This is a genomic window from Mycobacterium sp. IS-2888 (genome assembly GCF_001954215.1).
GTDB lineage: Bacteria > Actinomycetota > Actinomycetes > Mycobacteriales > Mycobacteriaceae > Mycobacterium.
In genome coordinates this window covers 1-11,347 of record NZ_MBET01000008.1, presented here as the reverse complement: position 1 = coordinate 11,347, position 11,347 = coordinate 1, and the positions used below count along the sequence as shown (strand labels likewise).

The following is an 11,347-nucleotide window of genomic DNA, read 5'->3' as shown; positions in this document are numbered from 1 at the left end:
GGGTCGGCGGCCGCGGGGGGGGGGCGGCGGGGGCGGGGGGGCGGGGCGCCGCGCCGCGCCGCTGTCTACTGCCCCAACACCCCCCCGGCGCCCCCCCCCCCCCCCCCCCCCGACCGCGAGACCACGCTGTTGATGATCGAGTCCAGTGACGAATTCCGGGTGCCGCCGCCCGGGTCGCTGGGCCGTCACTTCCCTTTCGACCCGTCGCAGGCGACGATCCCCGAGCCGGAACCGATCGAGGATGACGGCCGTGACGAGTACGAGGTCCGCCTGGTACACGAGGGCGGCCCGACGACGCTTTACTACCAACACAATCCGATCGATGTCGAAGGCTGGCGCGGCGACAACTTCGCGTTCACATTCAACATCGCCGACTACAACGTCATTACCTCCGACAGCGTCCACCTGCCGCCGACCGTCCATTTGTTCATGCAGGCCACCGGCGTCTACGTAATGAATTTCTTGCCCAGGCCGGCCGAAGGCATCCCGGGCACCGAGCGCACACCCTGGTATCACCGCAACGTCGACTACGACGAGATCGCGTTCTTTCACGGCGGCTCGCTCTACGGCATCCCGATGCCGCCGGGCCTGATTTCCCATGCGCCGCAAGGGGTTCACCATGGCGCGCCGGAGAAGGCCCGGGAACGGGCCCGCCGCAAATTCGACGAGCATTCGCGCGTCGACTGGCAAGTCATCGCCATCGACACGCGCCGGCGCCTGACACCCTCGGCCGAGGTGCTGGCGCACGACCTAGGACAGCACTCGTGAACTCCGCCGTGAACTCCGCCGTGAAACACGAATACGACCGAATCCCGTATCTCGTTGCTTTCCAGAACAATTCGAGCGTCCGCGATGTCTACGGCGGGCTAGCCGAGATCACCGTGCTGGAGAGTTATCTGCTCAAGCCCAACAAGCCGTCGGATACCGTGCTGGTGTTCATGCACCCGATCGGCGGCGGCGCATACCTGCCGATGATCAACGGCCTGGCCCGGGCCGGCCACCACGTCATCTACTGCAACAGCCGGTTCCGCGGCACCGATTCGGCGCTGCTGATGGAGAAGGTGGTCGAAGATCTCGGCGAGTGCATCAAGGACGCCAAGAAGCGGCTGGGCTACGAGAAGGTCGTGCTGGCCGGGTGGAGTGGCGGCGGTTCGCTGTCGGTGTTCTACCAGCAGCAGGCGCAGCACGCGACCATCACGTCGAGCCCGTCCGGCGACGGCCCCGATCTCACCGCGCTGGACCTGCCCGCCGCCGACGGGATCATGTTGCTCGCCGCGCACATCAGCCGGCACGGCACGCTGACCGAATGGCTGGACGCATCCATCCTCGACGAATCCGACCCCACCAAGCGCGATCCCGAACTCGACCTGTACAACCCCGACAACCCCAACCAGCCGCCTTACAGCGAAGAGTTCCTCGCGCGCTACCGGCAGGCTCAGATCGAGCGCAACCGGCGGATCACCGCGTGGGTCCGGAAAAAGCTCGACGAACTCAAGGCCGCCGGCCGCCCCGACGACGAGTTCGGATTCGTCGTGCACGGCACCATGGCCGACCCGCGCTGGCTGGACCCCACCGTCGACCCCAACGAACGCACCCCGGGCACGTGCTACCTGGGCGATCCCCAAGTGGTGAACATGAGCCCCGTTGGGCTGGCCCGCTTCTCGACCCTGCGCGGCTGGCTCTCGCAGTGGAGCTACGACGAAGCCCGCGGCGACGGCGTGGAGTGTGGGCGCGATATCGCGGTCCCCGCTCTGGTGATCGGCAACCTGGCCGACGATGCCTGCACGCCCAGCCACACCCGGCGGCTGTTCGAGGCGATCGGACACCCCGACAAGGAGATGCACGAAATCCCGGGCGCCACGCACTATTACGCCGGTCCCGACCAGCGCGATAAGCTGCGGCAGGCCGTCGAGATCATCACCGACTGGCTGATACGCCACGACTTCGCGGAGACCGCATGACTCCTACCGGCCCGCTGGCCGGCATCCGGGTGCTCGAGCTGGGCACCCTGATCGCCGGACCGTTTGCGGGCCGGTTACTCGGCGACATGGGCGCCGATGTCATCAAGGTGGAACCGCCCGGCGCCCCGGACCCGTTGCGCACGTGGGGCCAGGCCGAGCTCGACGGGCACCACGTCTTCTGGACCGTGCACGCGCGCAACAAGCGGGCGATCACGCTCGACCTGCGCCGGCCGCGCGGCCGCGAGCTGTTCTGCGAGCTCGTCGAAAAATCCGACATCGTGGTCGAGAACTTCCGGCCCGGCACGCTGGAGAAGTGGAACCTGGGCTACGACGTCCTCAGCGAACGCAACCCGGGCATCATCCTGGTCCGGGTATCCGGCTACGGGCAGACCGGGCCGGACGCACACAAGGCGGGCTACGCCTCGGTGGCCGAGGCCGCCAGCGGGCTGAGGCACCTCAACGGCTTTCCGGGCGGCCCGCCGCCCCGGCTCGCGCTTTCGCTCGGCGACAGCCTGGCCGGGATGTTCGGCGCCCAGGGCGCGCTGGCCGCGCTCTACCGCCGCGGCGTGACCGGCCGCGGCCAGGTCGTCGACGTCGCACTTACCGAATCATGTTTGGCCGTACAGGAATCCACGATTCCCGATTACGACGTCGGCGGCGTGGTGCGCGGGCCGTCGGGCACCCGACTGGAGGGCATCGCGCCGTCCAACATCTATCGCAGCGCCGACGGTTCGTGGGTGGTGATCGCCGCGAACCAGAACACCGTGTTCACGCGCCTGTGCGCGGCGATGGGCCGCCCGGAACTGGCCACCGACGATCGCTTCGCCACGCATGGGGCGCGCGGGCGCAACCAGGACGAGCTCGACAAGATCATCGGCGCGTGGGCCGCCGAACGGCAACCCGGCGAAATCATCGAAACGCTGTCCGCCGCAGGCGTGATCTCGGGGCCGATCAACACGGTCGCCGAGGTGGTCGACGACCCACAGCTGCGGGCGCGCGGCATGCTTGTCGAGCACTACGACGAGCGCGTCGGGCGTAACGTGCTGGGACCGGGAATCGTGCCGCTGCTCTCCGAATCCCCGGGTGCGGTCCGCAACGCCGGCCCGGCGCGTCCCGGACAGCACAACGACGACGTCTACATCGGGCTGCTGGGCAAGACCGCCGAGGAACTCGAGGAGCTTAGGGCCGAGGAGGTGCTATGACGCACGTCGACATACGCGAGGTCTCCCTGCGCGACGGCCTGCAGATCGAAAAGCCAATCCCGTTGTCGGCCAAGCTGGAACTGCTCGCGGCCGTGGCCGCCACGGGAGTCCGCGAGGTGGAGGCCACCGCGTTCGTCTCCCCCACCAAGGTGCCGTCCATGGCCGACGCCGCCGAACTCGCGGCACAGCTGCACAACTACCCCGACATCGAGTTCTCGGCCTTGGTCGCCAGCCCCGGCGGGGCCAAACGGGCCGTCGCCGCCGGCCTGCGGTCGATCGAGTACGTCGTGGCGGCAGACGACACGTTCAGCAAGGCCAACGTGGGGCGTACCAGCGCCGAGGCCACCAACGAGATCGGCGAGATCGTGGCCATCGCGCACGGCAGCGGGGTCACCGTCGAGGTGATCGTCGCGACGGCGTGGGACTCCCCATTCGAGGGCCCGACCCCGCCCCAACGCGTGCTCGACATCGCCGCCGCCGCCCGCGAGCGGGGCGTGGACCGGTTCTCGATCGCCGACACCATCGGCACCACCACCCCGCGCAGGGTGAGTTCGCTTGTCTCGCAACTACGTCCGATCCTCGGCGACATGCCACTGGGCGGGCACTTCCACAACACCCGCGGCGCCGGGCTGGCCAGCGCCTACGCGGCGGTCGGCGCGGGGGTCACCCGCCTGGACGCCTCGGTCGGCGGGCTGGGCGGCTGCCCGTTCGCACCCGGCGCCACCGGCAACATCGCCACCGAGGATCTGGTGTACCTGCTGCGCGACAGCGACATCGAAGTCGACGTCGACCTGCAGGCCGCCATCGCCGCGGCCGAAGTCGCGAAGTCGGTTGTCGGCCATGATCTGCCGAGCGCTCTGTTGCGCGCCGGCGACCGACAGAGACAGTAAGTGCCGGGGGCCTGATGCCGTCGGGAGAGCTGACCTCCAAGGGCCGCCAGACCAGGCAGGCCATCGAACAGGCCGCCCGTAAACTGTTCGCCGAGCGCGGCTTTCACGGCACCACGCTGGCCGACATCACCTCCGCCGCCGGTAAATCGCCAGCGGTGTTCTACCGGTACTTCGCTGACAAGGAAGACCTGCTGGCCGCGCTGGCCGAGTCGTTTCTACACGAGGTCGTGGCACCGTCCGGGCTGAGCGTTCGCCTGCCGGAGTCGCCCGACGACGACGCGTTCTTCACCTCGGTGGTCACCGGCTACTGGAACATCTTCAAGCAGAACATCGGCATCATGATCGCCGTCGCCCAGCTGGGCGCCACCCAGCAGCGCTTCGCGGCCGTCCAGAACGAATTTCGGCGTTTCGGCATGGACATCGTGGCCGCCTCGGTCCGCCGCGCCCAGGAACAGGGTTACGGCGCCGAGCTCAACCCCGAACACATTGCGGCCGCCATCGCGCTGCTGTTCGAAAACTTCACCACCGTGGTCGTTGGACCGTCCGGCCTCGGGTTGGAAGTCAGCGACCAGGAAGCCATCGCAACCCTGTCGACGGTCTGGAAGAAAACGCTCTACGGCTCATAACGAAATTTCGAGGAGAAACATCGTGGATTTCACCCTGCCGGAACACCTTCCGGGATTGCTTGCCGACATGGACGCTTTCATCGAGCGCGAAATCGCTCCGCTGCAGGCCGAGAACATGCAGTACTTCGACCAGCGCCGAGAGCACGCCCGCACCGATTGGGACAACGACGGCATCCCGACACGCGAGTGGGAGGACCTGCTGGCCGAGATGCGCCGGCGGGCCGATGCGGCCGGCTGGCTGCGCTATGGGTTACCGGCCTCGCTGGGCGGGCGCGACGGCTCCAACGTCGACATGGCCGTCATTCGGGAACACTTGGCGCACAAGGGTCTTGGCCTGCACAACGACCTGCAGAACGAATCCTCGATCGTCGGGAACTTCCCGCAGGTGATCATGATGGAGCGCTTCGGCACCGACGAGCAACGCCTGGCCTGGTCAGAAGCGCTGATCACCGGCGAACGCTCGATGGCGTTCGGCCTCACCGAGCCCGCGCACGGCTCCGATGCGACCTGGCTGGTAACCCACGCCAAGCAAGACGGAGACGAGTGGGTGATCAACGGCTCCAAGCGATTCAACACCGGCGTGCATCGCGCCACCCATGACCTGATCTTCGCCCGCACCTCCGGTGAGCCCGGGCAGGCCCGCGGCATCACCGCGTTCCTGGTCCCCACCGATGCGCCGGGCTTCAACGTGCCGTACTACTGGTGGACCTTCAACATGCCCACCGACCACGGCGAAGTGGAGCTGACCGACGTGCGGGTGCCGGCCGACGCGGTGCTCGGTGAGGTGGACCGCGGCCTGGAGGTCGCGCAGACATTCTTGCACGAGAACCGGATTCGTCAGGCCGCCAGCAGCCTGGGTGCGGCGCAATACTGCATCGACCGCGCCGCGGAATACGCGGGTCGGCGCACGGTGTTCGGCAAGCCGCTGTCGGTCAACCAGGCCGTGCAATGGCCACTGGCGGAGCTGCAGACCGAGGCCCAGATGGTGCGGCTGCTGGTGCAGTACGCAGCGTGGCACCTGGACCGCAACCACCACATGGAGGTCTCCGACAAGGTGTCGATGGCGAACTACCGCGCCAACCGGCTGGTCTGCAACGCCGCGGACCGTGCGATGCAGATCTTCGGCGGTCTCGGCTACAGCCGTCACGAACCGTTCGAGCACATCTACCGCCATCACCGCCGCTACCGGATCACCGAGGGCGCCGAGGAGATTCAGATCCGCCGAGTGGCCCAGCGGTTGTTCAAGTTTGGCAGCAAGTGAATTTGCACGTGAATTTGCAGGAGGGATTGCCCGCGGTGTTGGGCCCGGCACTGGGCGCCGACGTGCGTATCGACAACCTGCGCGCACTCACCGGTGGCGCCAGCCGAGCCACGTGGGCCTTCGACGCGGTCACGGACGGCCAACGCCGTTCGCTCATCCTGCGCACCGGCCCACCCGACGACGTGCACGCCGGCATGGAACTGGAAGCACGAGCGCAGGCCGCGGCAGCCGCCGCCGGGGCGCCCGTCCCGCACATCCTCGTCGCCGACGATTCGCCTGCCGCACTGGGCAATCCGTACCTCGTCTGCGACGAGATCAAGGGCGAGACCATCGTTCGGCGCATCCAGCGTCAGCTCGACAGCACCGATGGGCAACAGGGCCGGGCGCGGCTGCTCCAACAGTGCGCCCGGGCACTGGCCGCCATCCACCGCGCCGAGCAGAACCTGCCCGGCCTCACACACGAGAACCAACTGGACGAATGGCGCGAGCGCCTCGACGCGATGGGCGACACCACGGCCACCTTCGAGTGGGGGTTTCGCTGGCTGGCGGCCCACCAGCCGCAGCCCTCGCCCAGCGTGCTGGTGCACGGCGACTTCCGGATGGGAAACCTCATCGTCGACGGATCCGACCTCGCCGCCGTTCTGGACTGGGAGCTGGTGCACGTCGGGCAGGCCTACGAAGACCTGGCCTGGTTTTGCATCCGGGCCTGGCGGTTCGGCGCCCCGCCGAGCCTCGGCGCCGGCGGGCTGGGCAGCATCGAGAGCTTTCTGCTCGCCTACGAAGAGGCTGGCGGGGCTACCGTCGATCCAGCGGCGCTTCACTGGTGGCTGGTGCTGGCCACGCTGCGCTGGGGCGTCATCTGCCGCCACCAGGCCGAGCGTCACCTGAGCGGGCAGGTCCGCTCGGTGGAACTGGCGGCGATCGGGCGCCGCGTCTGCGAAACCGAGTGGGATCTGCTCAACCTGCTCGCGGAAGGGGCCCGCACATGACGTCCGGTGAACAGCTGCACGGGCGACCGACGGCGGCCGAGCTGGTGGCCGCGGTCGCCGAATTCATCGAAGGCCTCATCAAAGCCGACGTCCGAGAGGCGACCACCGGGCAGGTCAACTTCCACGCCCGGGTGGCCGCCAACGTCTTGCGCATCGTCGAACGCGAACTGCTCGACGACGGTGCGGCGCAGGCCCGTGCGGCGCTCGCCGCCCTGGGTTTCGACGACGAGGCCGGTCTGGCCGCCGCGATCCGGGCCGGTGAGCTCGACGAAAACTCGGAGGGCGTCACGGCCTGCCTGCGGACATTGGTGCGGCAGCGACTGGCGGTCGCCCATCCCGGATACGACCGTGAATATTACGACCGTGAATATGACGGGGAATAGGAGCCAGAGCCATGCCCGCTACCGCCGAGGCCATCGTGGACGTGGCCGAGCGCCTGTTCACGGCGATCGAAAAGGGCGACAAGGCGATCGTCGACCGAATGTGGAGCGACGACATCGCCGTCTGGCGGGTGGGTGCGCGCCGCGATGACAACAAGGCCCGCGCGCTGCGCGTCATCGACTGGTTCATCGACGTCACGACCGAGCGCCACTACGAGATCTTGGACCGTCAGGTCTTTGATGACGGATCGGTGGGCGGCTTCGTCCAGCAACACCTCCTGCACGCCACCGGCCATGCCGGACAATCGATCTCGCTACGCGTCTGCATCGTGATCAAGGTGGGCACCGACGGGCTGATCCACCGGATCGACGAGTACTTTGACCCCGCCGGCATCGATCCCCTGATGAGATGAGGCCGGTTCTGACGGGTTCTGACCGGTTCTGACTAAGGAGGCGACATGACGACGTTGGAAACGCTGCTCAACGATCCCGAGATGGCCGGCGTGTGGAACATCGTTCCGGATCGCTCGGCCATCACCTTCAAGGTCAAAAACATGTGGGGCCTGCTGAACGTCAAGGGCCGTTTCACCGACTTCAGCGGCGACGGACAACTCACCGGCAAGGGCGCGGTCTTCGGCCGCCTCGACATCCGCGCCGCATCGCTGAGCACCGGAATCAAACGCCGCGACAGGCACCTGCGCTCGGCCGATTTCTTCGACGTCGAGCGCTTCGGCGAGATCAGCGTCGTCGTCACCGCGGTGCATCCCACCGAGGGCCCGCCGAAAGGCAAAGCCGCCGATCTGCGGGCGAACCTCACGATCAAGGGCATCACCGCGCCGCTGCCCCTACCCGTAACCATCACCGAGCTCGAGGACGGCTCCATCCAAATCAGCGGACAAACCAAGGTCGACCGATCCGAGTTCGACTTGGGCTGGAACAGGTTCGGCATGATCGGCGCGACGGCAACGGTGGCGGCGGATGCCATCTTCGTGCGGGCGCCCCGGTGAGACCGCCGCGGCACCAGTAGCATCTGCACCGTGCCCGCCTCGAGCCCCAATACCGAATCCAGCGAGGCCCTGCGGATCCTCGTCTACAGCAACAACGCCCACACGCGCGACCAAGTGATGCGGGCGCTGGGCAAGCGGCTGCACCCGGATCTGCCGGAGCTGAGCTATGTCGAGGTGGCGACGGGCCCGATGGTGATCCGCACGATGGACGAGGGCGGCATCGACTTGGCCATCCTCGACGGCGAGGCGACCCCGACCGGCGGCATGGGCATCGCCAAGCAACTCAAAGACGAACTCGCGAACTGCCCACCGATCCTGGTCCTCACGGGGCGCCCGGACGATGCGTGGCTGGCCAGCTGGTCGCGCGCCGAGGCCGCGGTCCCGCATCCGCTCGACCCGATTGTGCTGGGCCGGACGGCACTGGGCCTGCTGCGCACGCCCACTCACTAGCAATTACCGCTCCCACCTGCGCCGACACGGAAATCTAGGCCGTGTGGGCGGTCGCTTAGCACCCCGGCGACGACGCGCCCTGATGCGGGGACGTTAAGACCGGGCAAATAGCAGCACCCCGGGCACGTGCGCCCGCGCTGGCGACGCTATGTTGAAAGTCACTGTGGCGCACTCCAGACCCGGTTCGTCACAGCAGCCCGGTTACCGCCGGCCGCCACTCAGCATCGAGGCGGCCCACACGACGGATCATGGAGCGAGTTGAACGTCTACATACCCATCCTGGTGCTAGGCGCGATCGCCGCCGCGTTCGCCGTCGGCTCGGTCGCGATCGCGAGCCTGGTCGGCCCGTCGCGCTACAACAAGTCCAAGCTGGCCGCGTACGAGTGTGGGATCGAACCCACCGAATCGTCGGTGAGCGGTCCGGAGGCGAGGCCCGGGCAGCGGTTCCCGGTGAAGTATTACCTGACCGCAATGCTGTTCATCATCTTCGACATCGAGATCGTGTTCTTGTATCCGTGGGCGGTCAGCTACGACGCCCTGGGGACGTTCGCGCTGGTCGAGATGGTGGTGTTCATGCTCACGGTCTTTGTGGCGTACGCCTACGTGTGGCGCCGCGGCGGCCTGACGTGGGATTGAGGTAAGACGTGGGCCTGGAAGAACAACTCCCCGGCGGGATCCTGCTGTCTACCGTCGAGAAGGTCGCGGGTTATGTCCGCAAGAACTCTTTGTGGCCGGCGACGTTCGGTTTGGCGTGCTGCGCGATCGAGATGATGGCGACGGCGGGGCCGCGATTCGACATCGCACGCTTCGGGATGGAGCGCTTCTCCGCGACGCCGCGGCAAGCCGATCTGATGATCGTTGCCGGGCGGGTCAGTCAGAAGATGGCGCCGGTGCTGCGGCAGATCTACGACCAGATGGCCGAGCCGAAATGGGTGCTGGCCATGGGTGTCTGCGCGTCGTCGGGCGGGATGTTCAACAACTACGCGGTCGTGCAGGGGGTGGATCACCTCGTTCCGGTGGACATCTACCTCCCCGGGTGTCCCCCGCGGCCGGAGATGCTGCTGCACGCAATCCTCAAGCTGCACGAGAAGATTCAGGAAATGCCGCTCGGCGTCAACCGCGAGCGTGCCATCGCCGAAGCCGAGGAGGCGGCCCTGGCGGTCAGGCCGACGATCGAGATGCGTGGACTGCTGCGATGAGCTCACCGGATCACGACCCGAAGGTAGCCGCCAGCGAGGTGGGCGGGTCCGTCCCCGCTCCCGGTGAGGAAGTCATCAACGTTCGCCGCGGCATGTTCGGCGCGTCCGGGACCGGTGACACGTCCGGGTACGGGCGGCTGGTGCGCGAGGTCACGCTGCCGGGCAGCAGCCCCCGGCCCTACGGCGGCTACTTCGACGACGTCGTCGATGGGCTCGCGCAAGCGCTCGAGTCCGGCGACATCGAATTCGAAGACGCCATCGAGAAAGTCGTGGTGTACCGCGACGAACTGACCCTGCACGTGCGCCGGGAGCTGCTGCCGCAGGTCGCCCAGCGCCTTCGCGACGAACCCCACCTGCGCTTCGAGCTCTGCCTCGGCGTCAGCGGGGTGCATTATCCGCACGAGACCGGGCGCGAGCTGCACGCCGTCTACCCGCTGCAGTCGATCACGCACAATCGGCGCGTCCGACTGGAAGTGTCTGCGCCGGATAGTGATCCACACATCCCGTCGCTGTTTTCGGTCTACCCGACCAACGACTGGCACGAGCGCGAGACCTACGACTTCTTCGGCATCATCTTCGACGGACACCCGTCACTCACCCGCATCGAGATGCCCGACGACTGGCACGGGCATCCGCAACGCAAGGACTACCCACTCGGCGGGATTCCCGTGGAATACAAAGGCGCGCAGATACCCCCGCCCGATGAGCGGAGAGCCTACAACTGATGAGCACTATCACTGATTCGACGCACGATGACGGCGCCGCCGAGACGATCGTGGTTGCCGGCGGCCAGGACTGGGAGAAGGTCGTCGACGCCGCCCGCGAGGCCGACCCCGGGGAACGCATCATCGTCAACATGGGACCCCAGCACCCGTCCACCCACGGCGTGTTGCGGCTGATCCTCGAAATCGAAGGCGAGACCGTCACCGAGGCCCGCTGCGGAATCGGCTACCTGCACACCGGAATCGAGAAGAACCTCGAGTACCGCTACTGGACGCAGGGCGTCACCTTCGTGACCCGAATGGATTACCTGGCACCGTTTTTCAACGAGACCGCCTACTGCCTGGGCGTGGAGAAGCTGCTCGGCATCACCGACGAGATTCCGGAACGGGTCAACGTCATCCGCGTCATGATGATGGAGCTCAACCGGATCTCGTCGCATCTGGTCGCCCTGGCGACCGGTGGCATGGAGCTGGGGGCCATGACCCCCATGTTCGTCGGCTTCCGCGGGCGCGAGATCGTCCTGAACTTGTTCGAATCGATCAGCGGGCTGCGGATGAACAGCGCCTACATCCGGCCCGGCGGTGTCGCGCAGGGGCTTCTTGAGTTCCTCGAGGGCTGCGGCGATTTCGGTTTCCGCGTTGGGGGGCAGGTCCTGCGCG

Annotated in this window: 13 protein-coding genes and 2 pseudogenes; all 15 read left to right on the top strand. The window is 67.2% G+C overall.

Annotation, left to right across the window (positions count from 1 at the left end):
- Positions 1-108: 108 nt before the first annotated feature.
- Positions 109-768: pseudogene (locus A5745_RS00920) on the top strand (homogentisate 1,2-dioxygenase); the annotation flags it as partial.
- Between the two features lie 20 nt (positions 769-788).
- Positions 789-1,961, top strand: coding sequence for a S9 family peptidase (locus tag A5745_RS00915; protein ID WP_076064539.1), 1,173 nt, complete (start codon positions 789-791; stop codon positions 1,959-1,961).
- Positions 1,958-3,163, top strand: a complete 1,206-nt coding sequence (locus A5745_RS00910) for a CaiB/BaiF CoA-transferase family protein (RefSeq protein WP_076114793.1) — start codon at positions 1,958-1,960, stop codon at positions 3,161-3,163. Before A5745_RS00915 ends, A5745_RS00910 begins: the two co-directional genes overlap by 4 nt.
- Positions 3,160-4,053: a hydroxymethylglutaryl-CoA lyase gene (locus A5745_RS00905; protein WP_076114792.1), complete on the top strand. Its 894-nt coding sequence runs from the start codon at positions 3,160-3,162 to the stop codon at positions 4,051-4,053. Before A5745_RS00910 ends, A5745_RS00905 begins: the two co-directional genes overlap by 4 nt.
- A gap of 14 nt (positions 4,054-4,067) precedes the next feature.
- The gene (locus A5745_RS00900) at positions 4,068-4,679 is read left to right on the top strand and encodes a TetR/AcrR family transcriptional regulator (RefSeq protein ID WP_076114791.1); all 612 of its coding nucleotides are present in this window, start codon (positions 4,068-4,070) and stop codon (positions 4,677-4,679) included.
- Positions 4,680-4,701: 22 nt separating this feature from the next.
- On the top strand, positions 4,702-5,940 hold the full coding sequence (locus A5745_RS00895; protein WP_076114790.1) for an acyl-CoA dehydrogenase family protein: 1,239 nt from the start codon (positions 4,702-4,704) through the stop codon (positions 5,938-5,940).
- 8 nt (positions 5,941-5,948) lie between these two features.
- Positions 5,949-6,929, top strand: a complete 981-nt coding sequence (locus tag A5745_RS00890) for a phosphotransferase family protein (protein WP_254848472.1) — start codon at positions 5,949-5,951, stop codon at positions 6,927-6,929.
- On the top strand, positions 6,926-7,312 hold the full coding sequence (locus A5745_RS00885) for a DUF6285 domain-containing protein (RefSeq protein ID WP_076114788.1): 387 nt from the start codon (positions 6,926-6,928) through the stop codon (positions 7,310-7,312). Before A5745_RS00890 ends, A5745_RS00885 begins: the two co-directional genes overlap by 4 nt.
- Positions 7,313-7,323: 11 nt before the next feature.
- Positions 7,324-7,722, top strand: a complete 399-nt coding sequence (locus A5745_RS00880; protein ID WP_076114787.1) for a nuclear transport factor 2 family protein — start codon at positions 7,324-7,326, stop codon at positions 7,720-7,722.
- Positions 7,723-7,767: 45 nt separating this feature from the next.
- Positions 7,768-8,316, top strand: a complete 549-nt coding sequence (locus A5745_RS00875; protein ID WP_076114786.1) for a YceI family protein — start codon at positions 7,768-7,770, stop codon at positions 8,314-8,316.
- Positions 8,317-8,346: 30 nt separating this feature from the next.
- Complete coding sequence (locus tag A5745_RS00870) at positions 8,347-8,766, top strand: response regulator transcription factor (RefSeq protein ID WP_076064435.1); 420 nt, start codon at positions 8,347-8,349, stop codon at positions 8,764-8,766.
- Positions 8,767-9,024: 258 nt separating this feature from the next.
- Complete coding sequence (locus A5745_RS00865) at positions 9,025-9,402, top strand: NADH-quinone oxidoreductase subunit A (protein WP_076064436.1); 378 nt, start codon at positions 9,025-9,027, stop codon at positions 9,400-9,402.
- 8 nt (positions 9,403-9,410) lie between these two features.
- A complete protein-coding gene (locus A5745_RS00860; RefSeq protein ID WP_076064437.1) occupies positions 9,411-9,965 on the top strand; it encodes an NADH-quinone oxidoreductase subunit B family protein in 555 nt (184 codons plus the stop codon).
- Positions 9,962-10,690, top strand: a complete 729-nt coding sequence (locus A5745_RS00855) for an NADH-quinone oxidoreductase subunit C (protein ID WP_076064438.1) — start codon at positions 9,962-9,964, stop codon at positions 10,688-10,690. The genes A5745_RS00860 and A5745_RS00855 overlap by 4 nt, the downstream gene beginning before the upstream one ends.
- A pseudogene (locus A5745_RS00850) lies at positions 10,690-11,347 on the top strand (NADH dehydrogenase subunit D); the annotation flags it as partial. The gene A5745_RS00855 and the pseudogene A5745_RS00850, both read left to right, overlap by 1 nt.

What these genes read in the sequence shown, in the direction of transcription:
- A5745_RS00910 (WP_076114793.1), top strand. Translation starts at nt 1,958, where the DNA reads ATGACTCCTACCGGCCCGCTGGCCGGCATCCGGGTGCTCGAGCTGGGC.
- A5745_RS00905 (WP_076114792.1), top strand. Translation starts at nt 3,160, where the DNA reads ATGACGCACGTCGACATACGCGAGGTCTCCCTGCGCGACGGCCTGCAG.
- A5745_RS00900 (WP_076114791.1), top strand. Translation starts at nt 4,068, where the DNA reads ATGCCGTCGGGAGAGCTGACCTCCAAGGGCCGCCAGACCAGGCAGGCC.
- A5745_RS00885 (WP_076114788.1), top strand. Translation starts at nt 6,926, where the DNA reads ATGACGTCCGGTGAACAGCTGCACGGGCGACCGACGGCGGCCGAGCTG.
- A5745_RS00880 (WP_076114787.1), top strand. Translation starts at nt 7,324, where the DNA reads ATGCCCGCTACCGCCGAGGCCATCGTGGACGTGGCCGAGCGCCTGTTC.
- A5745_RS00875 (WP_076114786.1), top strand. Translation starts at nt 7,768, where the DNA reads ATGACGACGTTGGAAACGCTGCTCAACGATCCCGAGATGGCCGGCGTG.
- A5745_RS00855 (WP_076064438.1), top strand. Translation starts at nt 9,962, where the DNA reads ATGAGCTCACCGGATCACGACCCGAAGGTAGCCGCCAGCGAGGTGGGC.